This is a genomic window from Lentzea aerocolonigenes (assembly GCF_000974445.1).
Taxonomy (GTDB): domain Bacteria; phylum Actinomycetota; class Actinomycetes; order Mycobacteriales; family Pseudonocardiaceae; genus Lentzea; species Lentzea aerocolonigenes.
Genome location: NZ_BBOJ01000020.1, coordinates 74,016 through 91,147, shown reverse-complemented (window position 1 = coordinate 91,147; position 17,132 = coordinate 74,016). Strand labels below are relative to the sequence as shown.

Below are 17,132 nucleotides of genomic sequence, written 5' to 3'. Positions count from 1 at the left end.
TCTGCGCGGCGGCGTCGATAAGGTGCGGTTATGGCCGACGCCGGCGTGCACACCGCCACCGCAGCTGATCTTCCCGAGATCGTCCGCATCCACCGGGAGACGTGGCGCCTCGCCTACGCCCAGCTGTTGCCGCCGGAGGTGCTTGACACGCTCGACACCGACGAGGCGTGGGGGCTGGCAGTCCAGCAGGGAGCAGTGCTCAAGGCCGTCGAAGGGGAGTGGACCGTCGGGTTCGTCGTCGCCAGCAAGGCGCCGGACGACGAGGTCGCCAAGGCCGACGGGTCGCTGCCGCAGGACGCCGCCACGACCGCACTGCTCAGTGTTCTCGTCGAACCGCGCTGGGGGCGTCGCGGTCACGGCACGCGGCTGGTCGCGGAAGCGTGCAGGCGCCTGAGCGAGGCGGGCGCGACGCGGGGCATCGCGTGGGTGCCCGAGGCCGACAAGGCGTCGCGCAACTTCTACGAACGACTCGGCTGGACGGGTGACGGCACGGTCCGCACGTTGGACGCGGGCGGGCGTCCGTTGCGCGAGATCCGGGTGTCCGGGCCGCTGGAGGTCCGCCTCGGCGACTGAGATGTGTGTAGCCTCGGGCGGGTGCTCGCCTTGGTTGGCCTCGCCTTCGGGGTCGCGCTCGGCTCAGCGGTGGTTCCCCTGATCAGCATCGAGATGTTCGTGCTGGGACTCTGCACGCGCTGGCCGGACGTCTCGTTCTGGATCGTCGGCCTCGCCGTGGCCGTCGGCCAGGTGCTGGGCAAGCTGCTCTACTTCTACGCGGCGCGCGGCGACATCCACCTGCCGAAGTTCCTGCACCTCAAGCCGAAGGACAAGCCGTCACGGCTGAAGCGCTGGTTCGGGCCGGGCACGCGCGTCCACCGCTGGAACGCCTGGATCCACGTGAGGTGCCGGGCGCACCCGAACTGGATGGCCGGCACGCACGCGGTGAGTTCACTGGTAGGGGTGCCGCCGTTCATGGCGACGAGTGTTCTCGCCGGGTTCGCGGGCATGTCCACGGCGATGTTCGTCGTGACCGGCATGGCGGGCCGCTTCGCGAGGTTCAGCTTCCTCGCGGCCTCGCCGGCCGTGATCATGGCCTGGTTCTAGCTGAACAAGATCGACGCCGTCACGGAGAAGGCGATCAGCAAACTGGCAACGGCGATGCGGGCTGAATCGAGCACGAACTTAACGATATCGATCCGCCGCCGATGAAAGACAGGCGCAAACGGGTGAGAACCGAATGATCTGGCTCTCACCCGCTGTTTCACGCCCGATCATTCAAGAGTGAGAACGCCGTCGGGCAGGCCAGGCATCTCCATCGAGTGCCACATCGGACGCCAGTTCGGCACCTCCAGCATGCGCTTGAGGTCCGCGAACCCGCTGAGCCAGCCCAGCCACGGCCCGTACGGCGGGTTGGCGGCGTCGAACCCGCTCTGCACGAACGTCAGGTGCGTCTTGCCCTCGGAGCCCTTCAGCTCCCAGGACGCGACCATCCCCTCCTGGAACTCCAGCGTGAAGTGCTCCGAGTCCAAAGCGAGGATCTTCGCCGGCGTCTCGTCGGTCTCGAGGCTGCCCATCGTCCACCGGCCGCCGACGTGCGGCTCGATCTCCATGCGGGCTCCGAACCACCGCGCGAACACGTCCGGGTCGATCAGCGCGTCGATGATCGCCTCGGGGGAAGCCGCGATGTCGGTCTCGAACCGCTGCTCGGGCGTCGAGAAGTCGCAGAACCCGAACACCGGCCTGCCCTCGACGTGCTCGACCAGGTTCGCCAGCACGAGTGCCCAGAACGTCTGGACGATCTCGGCCTGGTCGTCTCCCGGGCCCCAGGACGGGTACGGGGACTGCGTCATGGCGATCACCGTCTCGCCGTCGCGTTCCTCGATCCCGAGCGAGACCGTGTAGTTCTCGTCGAAGAAGAACCACGAGAAGCTCACCGACGTGTCGTCGACGCTCAGGAGCTTCTGCCGGCCCCGCTCACCTTCCGGCGTGTAGCGCCCCCAGAACTCGAACGTCCCCTGCGCGAGGTCCACGGCGGCGTGCTCGGCGAGCCACGTCCGCAGGCCCTCGGTGGTCGTCAAGGCCTCGTAGACGCGGGCGACGGGCGCGGTGGTGCGAACGCGGACAACTCCCGTGCTCATCGGTTGTCTCCCTTCGGGTAGCAGGCGAGCGCGATGCGGAACGCATCCCCTTCCGCGCCGCCGTATCGGGTGAAGAGGTCCTGCAACGTCGTCTGCAGCTCGGCGAGGAACTGCTGGCGGTCTTCCGGGCGGACGCGGATCTCGCCGGACACGCCCACTGACGGCAGTTCGGACGACCGGTCCAGCGCCGCCACGTCGACCTGGATCTGCTCGGCGAGGTCCACGAGGTGCCCCAGCGCGAGTTCGTCGCGCGAACCGATCCGGCCGACCAGTCGCGGCGACAGCCAGTACGACCGCGCCACCGCCTGGTAGAGGCCTTCTTGGACGCCGCGCACCCTGCGTTCGGCGACCTGGGTCGCGAGACCGGCCTTGACCAGCTGTTTCACGTGGTAGTGCACGCGTTGCGGCGTCTGGTCGAGCACCTCGGCGACCTCGGTGCACGAACGCGGCGCGGCGAGCTGCCGCAGCACCTCCACGCGCTGCGGCTTGAGCAGGGTCTCTGCCTGCTCCATCCGGTCCAGGTAGATCACGTCTCTCATCGCAAAAACAACTTTGAACGTTCAAAACATTTTTGTCAATCGTCCCAACAACTATGGACTGACAGATATTGAAATCTGTCAGTCCATCGGGCAGGGTGGAGTCACCGAAGAGGAGAAGGAGTTCGGGAATGCAGAAGCGTCAGCTCGGAGCCACCGGCCCGATCGTGTCCGCCATCGGGCTGGGCTGCATGGGCATGTCCGACGCCTACGGCCCCGCCGACCGGGACGAAAGCATCGCGACCATCCACGCGGCGATGGACGCGGGCGTCACGTTGCTCGACACCGGTGACTTCTACGGCATGGGGCACAACGAGCTGCTCATCAACGAGGCGATCAAGGGCCGCCGCGACGAGGTGCAGCTCAGCGTCAAGTTCGGCGGCATGCGCGACGCCGACGGCGCGTTCATCGGGTTCGACACCAGGCCGGCCGCCGTGGCCAACTTCCTGGCGTACTCGCTGGAGCGGCTCGGCACCGACCACGTCGACATCTACCGGCCCGCCCGGCTCGACCCGAACGTGCCGATCGAGGAGACCGTCGGCGCGATCGCCGAGCAGATCGAGAAGGGGTACGTCCGGCACATCGGCCTGTCCGAGGTCGGTGCGGAGACCATCCGCCGTGCCCACGCCGTCCACCCGATCGTCGACCTCCAGATCGAGTACGGGTTGCTCGAACGCGGCGTGGAGCGAGAGATCCTGCAGACCACGCGCGAGCTCGGCATCAGCATCACCGCGTACGGGGTGCTGTCGCGCGGCCTGATCTCGGCCACTCCGCCCGCTATCGGCGGCGACTACCGCGTCCACACGCCTCGGTTCCAGGGCGACAACCTGATCCACAACCAGGCGCTCGTCGAGAAGCTCAACCAGATCGCGCAGAACAAGGGCGTCACGGTCGCGCAGCTCGCGATCGCGTGGGTCGCGGCACGCGGAGAGGACGTGGTGCCTCTCGTCGGCACGACCAAGCGTGCGAGGCTGAGCGAGGCGATCGGTGCCGTCGACGTGACGTTCACCGAACGGGAACTGCAGGAGATCGAGGCTGCTGTTCCTGCAGGGGCCGCTGCGGGCACTCGGTACCCGACCGCGATGATGGCCTTCTTGGACAGCGAGAGGTGAGTACGTGGCGGAGGCGTTGACGTCGGAGGCGATCCTCGCGGCTACCGAAGAGGTGCTGCGCAGGTACGGCCCCGCCAAGGCGACGGTGGTCGACGTCGCCAAGGCGCTCGGGGTCAGCCACGGCAGCGTCTACCGCCACTTCCCGACCAAGGCCGCGTTGCGCGAGGCCGTGACGCGGCGCTGGCTCGACGCCATCCACGTCGCGATGGAGCCGAGGTTCGACCAGGGCCTCACCGCCGCCGAGACGTTGCGGGCCTGGCTGCAGAAGCTCTTCGACCGCAAGAGGCACTCGCACGTCGACGAGCCGGAGCTGTTCGCGACGTTCCGGGTGCTGGTGAGCGAGAGCCAGAACATCCCCGAGTACCACGTCGACCACCTGGTGGGGCAGGTCGCTCGCATCATTCAGGCGGGAGTGGATACCCAGGAGTTCGTGACCGACGACGTGCCGAAGACGGCTCTGGCGGTGTGGGACGCGACCGAGAAGTTCCACCACCCGGCGCACGCTCAGGAGTGGGGGGATCCTCACATTCAGGACGCGTTCGACGCCGTCGTCTCACTGGTCATCGCTGGACTGCGGTACAACCGAATCCCGAGTGCCGCAGGCGATGCTTGAGGGTCACGGAGGTGAGCGGTGCCGCCTGACGAGTGGATCGATCTGCTGGGAGCGCCAGAAAGGCGTCCTGACCCGGTCGACTGGGACGCGGTCAGGGCGCGGGCGGGCACGGACCTGCCGACCGACTACGTGCACCTCGCCGAGGCCTATCCACCGCTGATCGTCGGCGGTTACGTCCGGATCCTGCACCCCACCGCGCGTGCCGCGTTCATGAACTGGATGTCGCAGGCGCCGAAGATCCTGCGGGCGCTGAGACGCCAGCCGGGACTGCGGGTGCATCCGGATGTTCCGGGTCTGCTGCCGTGGGGCACGACGCTGGGCGGCGACCACTGCCTCTGGTACACCCGCGGCGAACCGGACGAGTGGACCGTCGTGATCACGGACCTGCGGCAGAGCTGGTCGTACGAAGGCAACTTCTCGAGCTTCGTCAGGAAGTTCCTGACCGGCGAGATCCGCTGCCCGGTCTTCCCGGACGACGTCCCCGGCGGCTCCAAACCGTTCCAGGAGCCCTGACAGCCCGGCTTTTTTCGGCACGCGGGGGCCCTGCGTACTTCAAAACGAGTACGCGGGGCTCCCGCGTAACCTTTTTTCCGACCCCCCGGTCAGTTTGCGGCGGCGGTTACGAGGGCGTTGCCGCTGCCCGTGCGGCCTGTGACGGTGAGAGAGGCGTCTCCCAGCGGTTGCGAGGAGACCTCGAAGTCGCTGCGGGCGTTGCCGGACGTCGACACGAGGTCGATGCGCGCGAGCGTGCCCTGGCGGATGCCGACGCGGATGTTGCCGGACCCGGTGCCGAGCTGGATCTCGCCGGACGCGGCGTCGGCGACGGTCAGGTCGCCGCTGCCGGTGCGGACCTGGACGTTGCCCTGCACCGCGCCCAGCCACACGTCGCCGGTTCCGGTGATCAGCGTCGTCGTGCCGCCCACGGACGACACCTCGACGTCACCGCTGCCCGTCTTGGCCTTCAGCGAGGAGAGCATCGTGCCGAGCCGGACGGTGCCCGCGCCCGAGTTGACCTTGGCCTCGCCGGTCGCCCTGTCGGCGGACACGCTGCCCGTGCCGGTGTTGAGGTCGAGCCGGCCCGCTCCGCCCGTGACGCTCACGTCGGCGGCGCCGGTCCGTGACGACACGTGCGACCCGACCGGCGCCGTCACCACCACCGACAGCGGCACGGCGCGCAACGGCAGCGCTTTCGACGACTCGATGCGCAAACGGTTGCCCAGCAGCTCGACGCGTGCCTCGCGCACGGCCTCCTCGGGACCGGCGACCGGAGCGGTCTTGTCGGGGCCGAACTGGCCGCTGACCCAGCTGAGCACGCTCGACAGTCCCTCGGTCCACGAGTTGCCCGCGGTCGGGTCGTGCCGGACCTCGACGTGCACGCCCGGCTCGTCGACCAGGTGCACCTGCACCCGGCCGCTGAGCAGCGAGATGTCGATCTCGGCGATCCCCGCGAACTCGAAGCTCTGCTGACGCACCACGCCTGTCGGTTCGGTTTCCTCGGTCATCCCGCTCACCCCTGCACCCATCCGCGGACACGCGAGCCGGAGCCCGTGTTGCCCTGCCACCCCTTGTGTCCGTGATGCTTGTGCTTGCCGTGCACCGCGCCGCCCACGGCCTGCTGGATGAACGAGTTCAGCGACACGCCCTGGGCCGCGGCGGCGGCCTCGGCCTTCGACTTGAGCTCGTTGATCATGCGCAGGGTGATGCGGCTGATGTCACCCGTGGCGTCACCTGCGCCAAAGTTCGGCACGTCCTGACGCGGGCCGGGCTCCGGCTCCGGTTCCACCGACCCCGTGACGACCACCTGGACGTCGCGGCCCGCCAGGCGAACCTCCACGACCTGGCCTTCCAGGGAGGCGGTGACCTCCGCGGCCAGGTCCGACAGTGCGTTCATGATTGCCAGTCGCGCGGCTGGCTCAAGCGCTGCGGACAACGCGGCGGCCGTTCGACGGGTGTTCTCGTCCCCCGCTGATGCGGCCGTCGCCAGGTCCTCGCGCAGTGACGCGATGTACGGCGACAGATCCATGACACCACTATGACGTCACATCTGGCGTCGCGCAACCACCGCCTGACATCAGGACTAGTGTCCGGGCCATGCCGAGAGTGCGCTTGGTGGCGAAAACCGAGTTCATCCCGCCGGACGACGTGCCGTGGACGACCGACGCGGACGGCGGCGCGGCGCTGGTCGAGTTCGCCGGCCGCGCCTGCTACCAGTCGTGGGACCGCTCGAACCCGCTGACGAACACCAACGCGACGTTCCTGCACCACCTGCTCGACGTCGGCCACCTCGCGGCGTTCGAGCACGCCAGTGCCACGCTCTACCTGACCGAGCTGCCGCGTTCGCTCACCCACGAGCTGGTGCGGCACCGGCTCTTCTCGTACTCGCAGCTCTCCCAGCGCACCGACCCGACCGACGTCGTCGAGCCCGAGCTGATCGCGAAGGACCCGGAGCTGCACGCGCGGTTCGTCGCCGCGACCGAGGCGAGCCTGCGGGCGTACGAGGACTTGGTGCAGAGCCTCGAAAAGACCGTGAACGGCCGACGCGCGCGACAGATCGCACGGTCCGTGCTGCCCAACGCCACGGGCACCGAGATCGTCGTCACGGGCAACTACCGCTCGTGGCGGCACTTCATCGCGATGCGCGCGACGGAGCACATCAACGTCGAACTGCGCGAGCTCGCGGTCGCCTGCCTGCGGGAACTGATCAAGGCCGCGCCGAACGCGTTCGCGGACTTCGTGATCTCGACACTCCCGGACGGCACAGAAGTTGCTTCGAGCCCACTGGTGGTTGAAGGCTGACGCCCATGAAGCGGCTCATCGTGGACGTCCGCCCTGGCGAGTACACGGTCACGCGCCTGGCGGCGGACGCCCGAGTCCCCGCCGGGCTGCTCGACCTGACCGACGTGCTGGTGTCGGTGACCAGGACCCCGGACGAGATGTCGATCATCGCGCCCTCGTCGTTCGAGATGCCTGTGGACAACGCGGAAGAGGGCTGGCGGCTGCTCACCGTGCGCGGCCCGCTGGAGTTCACCCTCACCGGCATCATGGCCGCCCTGGCGGGCGAACTCGCGGCCGCCGGCGTCTCCCTGTTCGCGGTGTCCACATACGACACGGACCACCTGCTCGTGAAGCACACGGACCTCGGCCGCGCCGTGCTGGCGTTGCGTGCCGCAGGTCACGAACTGGTTGTAGCACCGGAAGCGTAGGAACCGATCCTCCGTGTGGCGGGTCTGAAGTACCGTCAACGCCCCCGGCTCATCGTTGTAGGAGCGCCACGTTGCACGGACAGGCAGTCGAACCGCGCGTCATCGCCGGCAGGTACGCCCTGGTGGCCGAGCTCGGCCGCGGTGGCATGGGCATCGTGTGGCGTGCGCAGGACCGCCACATCGGACGGTTCGTCGCGATCAAGGAACTGCACCTGCCAGACGGCATCGCGCACGAGGAACGCCGTGTGCTCGAAGAGCGCGCTCTGCGTGAGGCGCGCACCGCGGGCAAGCTCAACGACCCCGGCATCGTGACCGTCTACGACGCCATCAACGAGAACGGCACGACGTACATCGTCATGGAGCTGGTCGAGGCGGCGACGCTGTCGACGTTGATCAGCGCCCACGGCCCGATGCCGCCGAACCAGGTCGTGTCGATCGCGCTGCAGGCCTTGTCCGCGCTGGAGACCGCGCACGCGGCGGGGATCGTGCACCGCGACGTCAAGCCCGGCAACCTGATGGTCCGCCCGGACGGCAAGCTCAAGCTCACCGACTTCGGCATCGCGCAGGCCGTCGACGACCCGCGCCTGACGACCAGCGGCAGCCTCATCGGTTCGCCCGCGTACATGGCGCCGGAACGCATCCACGGCCACGAGGCCAGTCCCGCGTCGGACCTGTGGGCGCTCGGTGCGACGCTCTGCTACGCCGTCGAGGGCTGGAGCCCGTTCGAGCGCTCGTCCACGGCCTCGACGCTGCACGCGATCATGAGCGAGACCCCGCGCCTGACACGGGCCACCGGCGTGCTCGGCGCCGTGATCACCGGTCTGCTGATCGCCGACCCGAACGCCCGGCTGTCCGGCCCGCAGGCCCGCGCGATGCTCGCCAGCATCGGCAACCAGCCGACGCCGCCCACCGGGATCCCGCCGCAGGCCACGCAGCAGTACCAGCAGAACGCGCCCGTCGACCCCGCGAAGAAGAAGCGCAACCGCATCCTCGCGATCGTCGGTGTGGTCGCCATCGCGGCGGCCGCGTTCACCGGCGGCATCTACGCGCACAGCTGGTTCACGGCGCCGGGTGGCGGCAGCAGCAACACGCTGACCTACGGCGAGGGTGGTGAGGTCCCGGTCTTCGGGCTCTCCGAGAACGTCTGCGGGAACGGCGCGGTCGCGCCGACCAAGCAGCTCGACTCGGACACCCGCGAGGACTGCGACAAGCCGCACGACTTCGAGGTGTTCGACGTCGTCGAGACGCTGCCGGTGAACTCGAGCCTGCCCGACTCGACCTACCCCGGCGTCGAGGCGCTGACGAACCTCGGTGTCGCGCGCTGTGAGCTGACGCTGAAGTCGCAGTGGGTCAAGGAGGGCGGGAAGCTCAAGCTCACCACGCTGATCCCCACCGAGACGGCGTGGAAGAAGGACAAGAACGACAGCGCGGAACGCCGCATCTACTGCGTGGCGGCCAAGAAGGACGGCAGCCAGCTGAACAGCACCATCAGCGCGAAGAAGGACAACTGACGGTGAAGAGAAGGATCGGCTCGGCTCTGCTGGTGCTGGGCTGCGCGGCGGCCATGTCGGCGTGCGCGAGCAACGAGGACAAGTTCGTCTCCGAGCTGAAGGCCGCCGGCTTCACCAACCCCGGCCCGGCCAGCACGGAGACGTCGAAGAAGTCCAAGAAGATCGGCAAGCGCACGGTCAAGTCCTCGGAGAAGACCATCGAGGTCGTCGTGCGGGTCAAGGGCTGCGACCTGGAGTTCGCCAAGACCTCCGGTCAGTCGGGATACTGGTTGGACGAACTGCACGTCAACGGACAGGAACCGGACTGGCCCGGCTACCCGGAGAACCTGAACCGCGACCAGGTGGTCAAGCTGCTGGCGGACAAGTCCGCGAAGCCGGACGGTTTCACCGGCTGCTACAAGCCGAACGAGCCCTAGGAGTAGGTGTGGGTCTCGCCCGCGACGAGCGCAAGGCGCTCGTCGACCTCATGACCGAGCTCGGCCCCGACGCGCCCACGTTGTGCGGCACCTGGCTGACCAAGGACCTCGCCGCGCACCTCGCGATCCGCGAGCGACGCCCGGACACCGCGCCCGGCATCGTGCTGCCGGTGTTCGCGAAGTGGACGGAGAAGGTCCAGGAGGACTACACGCACAAGGCGTGGAGCGAGCTCCTCGACCTGGTGCGCACACCGCCGTTCTGGATCCAGCCGGTCGACGACCTGATGAACACGGGCGAGTACTTCGTTCACCACGAGGACGTGCGGCGCGCACAGTCGGACTGGGAGCCACGGCCGTACGACGCTCGTCGCGAGAAGGTGCTGTGGAAGCTGCTGCCGTTCACCGCGCGCATGACGTACAAGTCGTCGCCTGTGGGCGTGACGCTGGTACGGCCTGATGGCGAGCACATCGTGGCCAAGCCCGGTGCGAACGGCGTGGTGATCACGGGCGAGGTGTCGGAGCTGGTGATGCTCGCGTTCGGGCGCGATCAGGCCCGAGTCGAGTACAGCGGTGACGCCGACGCGGTCGAACGCGTGCGGTCGTTGAACCGAAGTGTCTGAACTCGGGTAGTTTCTGCGCATGCCTGCAAGCCCCTACGCAGGGCCGAACCGCCCGTTCGGCCGCGTTCTCACCGCCATGGTCACGCCGTTCGACTCGCGCGGCGAGATCGACCTGCCCAAGGCGCAGGAGCTGGCGAAACACCTGGTGGACCTGGGCAACGACGGGCTGGTCGTGAACGGCACGACCGGCGAGAGCCCGACGACGACCGACCGCGAGAAGGCCGCACTGATCACGGCCGTCGTCGAGGCGGTGGGCGACCGGGCGACCGTCGTCGCCGGCGCGGGCACCTATGACACCGCACACAGCATCCACCTGGTGCAGCAGGCCGAGAAGGCGGGCGCGCACGGCGCACTGGTCGTGACGCCCTACTACTCGCGGCCGCCGCAGGAGGGCCTGCTCGCGCACTTCACCGCCGTCGCCGACGCGTCGGAGCTGCCGGTGATGCTCTACGACATCCCGCCGCGCGCCGTCGTGCCGATCGAGGTCGACACGCTCCTGCGCCTGGCGGAACACCCGCGGATCCTCGCCGTGAAGGACGCGAAGGGCGACCTGCACGCGGGCAGCCGGGTGATCGCTTCGACCGATCTCGCCTACTACTCGGGCGACGACCCGCTGAACCTGCCGTGGCTGTCCGTGGGCGCCGTCGGGTTCGTGAGCGTCATCGGTCACCTCGCGGCGGACCGGCTGCGGGATCTCGTCGACGCGTACGAAGCCGGGGACGTGGCCCGGGCGAAAGAAATCCACGAGTCGCTGCTGCCGCTGCTGCGACCCTTCCGCCGGGTCCCCGGCGTGACGTACACGAAGGCTGCGCTGCGCCTGCGCGGACTGGACGTGGGTGACCCGCGTCTGCCGCTGGTGCCGGCCGCGGCCGAGGACATCGAGGCCATCGCGGCCGAACTGGGAGTAAACGCGTGACCCAATCGACCGAATTGCCGCCCGCCCTGCCGGAAGGCGGCCTGCGGGTCGTCGCACTCGGCGGAATCGGCGAGGTCGGCCGCAACATGACCGTCTTCGAGCACGCCGGCCGGCTGCTCGTGGTCGACTGCGGCGTTCTTTTCCCCGAAGACGACCAACCGGGCGTGGACCTGATCCTGCCCGACTTCCGCGCCATCGAGGACCGGCTCGACGACATCGACGCCATCGTCCTGACGCACGGCCACGAGGACCACATCGGCGCGGTCCCGTTCCTGCTCAAGCTGCGTCCCGACGTGCCGGTCGTGGGCTCCCGCTTCACGCTGGCACTGCTCGCCGCCAAGTGCCGCGAGCACCGCCAGACGCCGAAGCTGGTGGAGGTGAAGGAAGGCCAGCGCGCGACCTACGGGCCGTTCGAGCTGGAGTTCTTCGCCGTCAACCACTCCATTCCGGACGCGCTCGCCATCGCGATCCGCACGGCGGCCGGGCTCGTGCTGCACACCGGTGACATCAAGCTGGACCAGCTGCCGCTGGACGGCCGCCTCACCGACCTGGCCGGGTTCTCCCGCCTGGGCGACGAGGGCGTGGACCTGTTCCTGGTCGACTCGACCAACGCCGAGGTGCCCGGTTTCGTGGTGCCGGAGCGCGAGATCGGCCCGGTGCTGGAGAACGTGATCCGCAAGGCGCGCCAGCGGGTCATCGTCGCCTGCTTCGCCTCGCACGTGCACCGCGTGCAGCAGGTGCTGGACGTCGCGGTCCAGTACAAGCGGAAGATCGCGTTCGTCGGCCGCTCGATGGTCCGCAACATGGGCATCGCGGCCGAGCTGGGCTTCCTGAACGTGCCGGACGGGCTGTTCGTCGACCTCGACGTGGCGATGCGGATGGAGGAGGACGAGGTCATCTTCGTCTCCACCGGGTCGCAGGGCGAGCCGCTGTCGGCGTTGTCGCGCATGGCCCGCGGCGACCACCGGCAGATCTCGATCCGCGAAGGCGACACGGTGATCCTCGCGTCGTCGCTGATCCCCGGCAACGAGAACGCGGTCTTCAACGTGGTCAACGGTCTCGCCAAGCTCGGCGCGACCGTGGTGCACCAGGGCAACGCCAAGGTCCACGTCTCCGGCCACTCACCGGCCGGCGAACTCCTGTTCCTGTACAACGCTGTTCGCCCGTCGAACGTCATGCCGGTGCACGGCGAGTGGCGCCACCTCCGCGCGAACGCCGCGCTGGCCGTCGCCACCGGTGTCGCCGAGGACCACGTGGTGATCGCCGAGGACGGCGTCGTCGTCGACCTGGTCGACGGCAAGGCCGCGGTGTCCGGACGCGTTGTGGTGGGCCACGTCTACGTCGACGGCCTGTCGGTCGGCGACGTCGGTGAGTCCACTTTGTCCGATCGTCTGGTGCTGGGCGAGGGCGGTTTCATCTCGATCTCCGTCGCCATCGACACCACGACCGGGCGTGCCGTCACGGCGCCGACGATCTCCGGGCGCGGGTTCTCCGACGACCCCAAGGCGCTCGACCAGGTCGTGCCGCTGGTGGAGATGGAGCTGGCGCGGACCGAGGCGGAGGGGATCACGGACACGCACCGGGTCGCCCAGGCCGTGCGGCGCGTTGTCGGGCGCTGGGTGGCGGAGACGTACCGGCGCCGGCCGATGATCGTGCCGACGGTCATTCCGGTCTGAACGTGACCCTGCTGTGATCTGCGTCCCCCTCGTCCGCTAAGGTCTAACTCCAGACCATGGACGAGGGGGTCGCCTCATGGCCGATGTTTTCGCACCACCGGGCAAGGAAGACATCTTCCTTCCGCCGATCTTCACCTGGCACCACCCGTTCGGAATTCCGATCGATTTCGTGGTGGACAAGGCACTGGTCCTGCTGTTCCTGTCCGTGGCGATCATCATGGGGTTCTTCCTGATCACCACGAGGAACCTGAAACTCGTCCCGTCCCGGTGGCAGTTCGCCGCCGAGTCGGTCTACGACTTCGGCCGCAACACGATCGCGCGCGAGCAGATCGGCGCCAAGGAGTTCGCGCCGTACGTGCCGCTGATCGTCAGCATCTTCTGCTTCGCCCTGGTGAACAACCTCTACGGGTTGATCCCCTTCGTGCAGTTCCCGACGTTCACGCACAGCGGGTTCCCGTTCGCCGTGGTGGTGATCATCTACCCGCTCTACCACTTCGTGGGCGTCAGGAAGTTCGGGCTCAGGGGCTACCTGCGCAACCAGTTCATCATCCCGGGCGTGCCGAAGGGCGTGCTGTGGGGCCTGCTGATCCCCACCGAGGTCATCCTCAAGTTCTTCTTCGACCCGCTGAACCTCATGATCCGGGTGTTCGCGGCGATGTTCGCGGGTCACCTGCTGGTGCTGGTGTTCACGCTCGGCGGGGAGTTCCTGTTGCTGCACGGCCCGGTCTGGCTGAAGCCGGTGTCGGTGCTGGGCTTCGCGCTCGCGATCGGGCTGATCTTCCTCGAAGCGCTCGTGCAGGTGTTGCAGGCGTACATCTTCGCCTTGCTGTCAGCGCACTTCATCGGCCGGGCGCTCGCCGAACAGCACTAAGGTCGTTGGCACACCAGGTGAAGTGACTCTTCGGGCGTCGCGCCGGGGAACGACGGTGTGAACACCGGACGGCTCCGGCGCACGACCCGCAGGCCCACGTCGCCCAGGTGCTTCTCGAAGTTCTCCTCGGAGAACGACGACACCTCGATCTCCTGGCCCATCCACGGCAGCGTGACCTGCTCGACGTCGATCGCCACGGTGGCCAGGAAGAAGTGGCCGCCCGGCCGCAGCCACGCCGAGACGCGACCCAGGGTCTGGATGATCTCGGCCTGGGGCATCTGCAGCAGCGAGAACACCGCGCAGATGACGTCCCACGAGCCGGCCGGCGACTCGAAGTCGCGGACGTCGATCTTGTGGAAGGCGGCGTCGGGGACCTGGTCGGTCGCGATGTCGACCATCACCGGGGAGACGTCGATGCCGGTGACCTTCATGCCGGCCTTGGCGAGCGTCCGCGCCACCGGGACGCCCGTGCCGCAGCCGATGTCGAGCACGCGCGAGCCCGACGGCTGGGTCGCTGCGAACCAGGCGAGGGTGCCGTGCAGTGCGGGCTGGTGCGACCAAGCCCGTTGGTATTCCAGTCCGAGCGTGTCGAAGACCTCGGCCGCGTTCATCTCCGCCCCTCATTTCGGCCCAATCCACCTGTGTGAAGTGTGGAGAAGCCCTCTGCACGGACTCTGGATGGCTTCTGGACGAAAACTGACGGTAGGTTGCTGGATGGCTGCGGACAGCGACGGAGTTGGGACAAAGGTGCAGAACGAGTTGCGCGTCAGCTTGCTGGGCGCGCTCGCCGCGACGGTGGACGGCCAGGAGCTCACCCTGGGGCCACCGCGGCAGAGAGCTGTGCTCGCCGTGCTCGCCTTGCGCGCCAACCACGTCGTGTCCCGCAGTGAGCTGATCGACGCCGTCTGGGGTGACGAGCCGCCCGCCAGCGCGGACAACGGCATCCACACGTACGTCGCGGGACTGCGCCGTCTCTTCGAACCGGGCAGGGCCTCGCGCGCGCCCAGTTCCGTGCTGCTCTCCACGGACGCTGGATACCTGCTGAAGCTGCCGTCGGACAGTTCCGACGCCGCCCTGTTCCGCACGCACCTCGACGAGGCCGGGCGGCTGCGCGACAGGCCCGCGGAAGCCATCGCCGCGTTCGACGCCGCGCTCGGGTTGTGGCGGGGTGTCGCTCTGGACGGCGTGCCGGGTCCGTTCGCTGCGGTGGAACGCGCGCGCCTGGCCGAACTGCGGCTCACGGCCGTGGAGCAACGTGCAGCGCTGATGCTGTCCGTCGGGCGTGAGACGGAGGTGGCGGCGGAGCTGGCGACGTTGGTCAGTGCGCATCCGCTGCGAGAGAGGCTGCACGGCCTGCTGATGTCCGCGTTGTACCGCGGTGGCAGGCAGGCGGAGGCGCTCGCCGTCTACACGGACCTGCGCCGGCTGCTGATCGAGGAGCTCGGCATCGAGCCGGGGCCCGAACTGCGCCAGGTCCACGAGCAACTCCTCGTCGGCCGCCACGACCCGCAGCCGGAACCGGCCGAGCCCGCGCTCGTCCCCGTCCAGCTGCCGCACGAGATCCGCGACTTCACCGGCCGCGAGAAGGAGCTCGTGAAGCTCTCCGAGGCCGTCCCGAGCGACCACTCGCCGGTGCTCGTCGCGATCACCGGCACCGGTGGCGTCGGCAAGACCGCCTTGGCCGTCCGGTTCGCGCACCAGGTGGCCGCCCGGTTCCCCGATGGGCAGCTGCACGTCGACCTGCGCGGTTTCGACGCGTCGGCACCGCCGGTGCAGCCCGCCGCCGCGTTGCACCAGTTGTTGCAGAGCCTCGGCGTGCCGGCCGAACGCATCCCGGACGACCTGCCCGCGAGGTCCGCGCTCTACCGCAGTGTGCTGGCGGGCAAACGGGTCCTGGTGCTCCTCGACAACGCCCGGCTGGCCGAGCAGGTGCGCCCGCTGCTGCCGGGACGGTCGTCGTCGATGGTGCTGGTGACCTCCCGCAACCACCTCGGCGGGCTCGTGGCGCGCGACGGTGCCCATTCGCTGACGCTCTCGACGTTGACGCCCGACGAAGGGCTCGCGCTGCTGACGTCCGCCGTGGGTTCGGACCGGGTCGCGGCGGAACCCGAGGCCGCCGCCAAGCTCGTCGAGCTGTGCGGGCACCTGCCGCTGGCGGTGCGGATCGCGGCCGAACGCGTCGTCACGCGGCCGCACCTGACGCTGGCGGACCTGGCGGACGACCTCGCCGACGAGCGCGACCGGTTGAACGTGCTGGCGACGGGCGACGACGAGGACACGGCCGTGCGGGCGGCGTTCTCGTGGTCGTACCTGGCGCTGAAGCCGGACGCGGCGCGGATGTTCCGGTTGATCGGCCTGCATCCCGGCGCCGAGATCAGCCTCGCCGCCACCGCCGCGCTGGCCGGTGTGCCGGTGTCGCGCGCACGGACGTTGCTGGACGTGCTGACGGGCGGCCACATGATCGAGGAGGTCGCGCGCGGACGGTTCCGGCTGCACGACCTGCTCCGGTTGTACGCCACGGAGCTCAGCGCCACGGAGGAGTCGCCGGACGGGCGCGACGAGGCCGTGAAACGCCTGCTGCGGTGGTACTTCGACACCGCGAACGCGGCCGGCACCGTCATCGCGCCACCCGACCACCCGTCGTTCCTGCTGCCTCCACTGTCCACTCAGGACTTCGCATCGCACGACGAGGCGTTCACCTGGTGCCGCACCGAGTCCTCGAACCTGCTGGCGGTGGCGAAGCTCGCCGAGGAGGAGCACTCGCCCACGGCGTGGCAGATCCCGGTGGCGCTGTGGAACTACTTCATCGTCTCGAGCGCGCTGGACGAGTGGACCCGCACGTACCGCGTCGCCGAACGCGCGGCCGCCCGTGACGGCAACCAGGCCGCCCGCGCGTGGGCGGTGCACGGCCAGGGTCTCGCCGCCTTCCGCGGCCAGCGTTTCGCCGACGCACTGGAGCTCTTCGACCGCGCGCTGGCGATCCGGCGCGAGATCGACGACCGCGTCGGTGCCGCGTGGAGCCTCACCGGGCTCGGCATGGCGTACGGCGGGTTGCGCCAGTTCGATCTCGCCATCGACAGGTTCGGCGAGGCGCTGGACCGGCACGCCGAGGCCGGCTCGTGGTTCGGCGAGGGCGGCACGAGGTTGTTCCTGAGCGACATCCTGCGTTCGGCGGGCCAGCACGAGGCGTCGCTGGCGGCGGCGCGGCGGGCGTTCGAGCTGATGGACTCGCACGACGCCGTGCACGGCAAGGCGATGGCGCTGGTCAGCATCGGCTGGGCGCAGTGCAAGCTCGGCCGGCGCGTCGAGTCGCGCGAGGTGTTCCGCAACGCGCTGGGCTTCCTGCGTGTGCTCGGCGACCGCAAGAGTCTCGCGGAAGCGTTGCACGGCTTGGGGGAGACGAGCCTCGGGCAGCCGGACGTGGCCCGGACGCACCTGCTCGAAGCGTTGGCGATCTACGAGGACTACGACCACCCTCTTGTGCCGGAAGTGCGCGCACGGCTGCACGAGTTGGCATAGAACT

Annotated in this window: 19 protein-coding genes; 14 read left to right on the top strand and 5 right to left on the bottom strand. The window is 68.9% G+C overall.

Annotated features, from left to right (window positions below; all coding sequences use genetic code 11):
- Positions 1 to 30: 30 nt before the first annotated feature.
- A complete protein-coding gene (locus AOM45_RS34575) occupies positions 31 to 573 on the top strand; it encodes a GNAT family N-acetyltransferase (RefSeq protein WP_030471769.1) in 543 nt (180 codons plus the stop codon).
- A 30-nt stretch (positions 574 to 603) separates the two neighbouring features.
- A complete protein-coding gene (locus AOM45_RS34570) occupies positions 604 to 1,101 on the top strand; it encodes a YqaA family protein (RefSeq protein ID WP_035912805.1) in 498 nt (165 codons plus the stop codon).
- Positions 1,102 to 1,268: 167 nt separating this feature from the next.
- On the opposite strand, the gene AOM45_RS34565 is transcribed toward AOM45_RS34570, so the two are convergent.
- Positions 1,269 to 2,135, bottom strand: a complete 867-nt coding sequence (locus tag AOM45_RS34565; RefSeq protein WP_030471771.1) for an SRPBCC family protein — start codon at positions 2,133 to 2,135, stop codon at positions 1,269 to 1,271.
- Entirely contained in the window at positions 2,132 to 2,674 is a 543-nt protein-coding gene (locus tag AOM45_RS34560; protein WP_030471772.1) for a winged helix-turn-helix domain-containing protein, read from the bottom strand. The genes AOM45_RS34565 and AOM45_RS34560 overlap by 4 nt, the downstream gene beginning before the upstream one ends.
- A gap of 128 nt (positions 2,675 to 2,802) precedes the next feature.
- Here AOM45_RS34560 and AOM45_RS34555 point away from each other — a divergent pair, with 128 nt between their 5' ends.
- From AOM45_RS34555 to AOM45_RS34545, 3 genes are read left to right on the top strand one after another with little or no spacing between them, the layout of a single operon-like run.
- Positions 2,803 to 3,783, top strand: a complete 981-nt coding sequence (locus tag AOM45_RS34555; RefSeq protein WP_030471773.1) for an aldo/keto reductase — start codon at positions 2,803 to 2,805, stop codon at positions 3,781 to 3,783.
- Positions 3,784 to 3,787: 4 nt separating this feature from the next.
- Positions 3,788 to 4,396 carry a TetR/AcrR family transcriptional regulator gene (locus AOM45_RS34550; protein ID WP_035912783.1) on the top strand — a complete coding sequence of 203 codons (609 nt, stop codon included), beginning with the start codon at positions 3,788 to 3,790 and terminating at the stop codon, positions 4,394 to 4,396.
- Between the two features lie 18 nt (positions 4,397 to 4,414).
- A complete protein-coding gene (locus AOM45_RS34545; protein ID WP_030471775.1) occupies positions 4,415 to 4,909 on the top strand; it encodes a hypothetical protein in 495 nt (164 codons plus the stop codon).
- A gap of 89 nt (positions 4,910 to 4,998) precedes the next feature.
- On the opposite strand, the gene AOM45_RS34540 is transcribed toward AOM45_RS34545, so the two are convergent.
- Positions 4,999 to 5,898: a DUF4097 family beta strand repeat-containing protein gene (locus AOM45_RS34540; RefSeq protein WP_030471776.1), complete on the bottom strand. Its 900-nt coding sequence runs from the start codon at positions 5,896 to 5,898 to the stop codon at positions 4,999 to 5,001.
- Positions 5,899 to 5,903: 5 nt separating this feature from the next.
- Positions 5,904 to 6,419 carry a toxin-antitoxin system HicB family antitoxin gene (locus AOM45_RS34535; RefSeq protein ID WP_030471777.1) on the bottom strand — a complete coding sequence of 172 codons (516 nt, stop codon included), beginning with the start codon at positions 6,417 to 6,419 and terminating at the stop codon, positions 5,904 to 5,906.
- A gap of 68 nt (positions 6,420 to 6,487) precedes the next feature.
- Between AOM45_RS34535 and thyX the strand changes: the two genes are divergently transcribed.
- From thyX to AOM45_RS34495, 8 genes are all read left to right on the top strand, one after another.
- Entirely contained in the window at positions 6,488 to 7,192 is a 705-nt protein-coding gene (gene thyX, locus AOM45_RS34530; RefSeq protein WP_030471778.1) for an FAD-dependent thymidylate synthase, read from the top strand.
- A gap of 5 nt (positions 7,193 to 7,197) precedes the next feature.
- Positions 7,198 to 7,599: an ACT domain-containing protein gene (locus tag AOM45_RS34525; protein ID WP_030471779.1), complete on the top strand. Its 402-nt coding sequence runs from the start codon at positions 7,198 to 7,200 to the stop codon at positions 7,597 to 7,599.
- Positions 7,600 to 7,670: 71 nt separating this feature from the next.
- Positions 7,671 to 9,110: a serine/threonine-protein kinase gene (locus tag AOM45_RS34520; protein WP_030471780.1), complete on the top strand. Its 1,440-nt coding sequence runs from the start codon at positions 7,671 to 7,673 to the stop codon at positions 9,108 to 9,110.
- Between the two features lie 2 nt (positions 9,111 to 9,112).
- Entirely contained in the window at positions 9,113 to 9,526 is a 414-nt protein-coding gene (locus AOM45_RS34515; RefSeq protein WP_030471781.1) for a hypothetical protein, read from the top strand.
- Between the two features lie 8 nt (positions 9,527 to 9,534).
- Entirely contained in the window at positions 9,535 to 10,146 is a 612-nt protein-coding gene (locus tag AOM45_RS34510) for a TIGR03085 family metal-binding protein (RefSeq protein ID WP_030471782.1), read from the top strand.
- 19 nt (positions 10,147 to 10,165) lie between these two features.
- Entirely contained in the window at positions 10,166 to 11,062 is an 897-nt protein-coding gene (gene dapA, locus AOM45_RS34505; RefSeq protein WP_030471783.1) for a 4-hydroxy-tetrahydrodipicolinate synthase, read from the top strand.
- Entirely contained in the window at positions 11,059 to 12,738 is a 1,680-nt protein-coding gene (locus AOM45_RS34500) for a ribonuclease J (RefSeq protein ID WP_030471784.1), read from the top strand. Before dapA ends, AOM45_RS34500 begins: the two co-directional genes overlap by 4 nt.
- A gap of 76 nt (positions 12,739 to 12,814) precedes the next feature.
- A complete protein-coding gene (locus AOM45_RS34495) occupies positions 12,815 to 13,609 on the top strand; it encodes a F0F1 ATP synthase subunit A (protein ID WP_030471785.1) in 795 nt (264 codons plus the stop codon).
- On the opposite strand, the gene AOM45_RS51255 is transcribed toward AOM45_RS34495, so the two are convergent.
- A complete protein-coding gene (locus tag AOM45_RS51255) occupies positions 13,606 to 14,220 on the bottom strand; it encodes a class I SAM-dependent methyltransferase (RefSeq protein WP_030471786.1) in 615 nt (204 codons plus the stop codon). The two genes, AOM45_RS34495 and AOM45_RS51255, sit on opposite strands and share 4 nt — an antisense overlap.
- Positions 14,221 to 14,356: 136 nt before the next feature.
- On the opposite strand from AOM45_RS51255, the gene AOM45_RS34485 reads away from it, so the two are divergent.
- Positions 14,357 to 17,128 (top strand): AfsR/SARP family transcriptional regulator, encoded by a 2,772-nt coding sequence (locus AOM45_RS34485; protein WP_051784396.1) that lies wholly within the window; start codon positions 14,357 to 14,359, stop codon positions 17,126 to 17,128.
- Positions 17,129 to 17,132 lie beyond the last annotated feature (4 nt).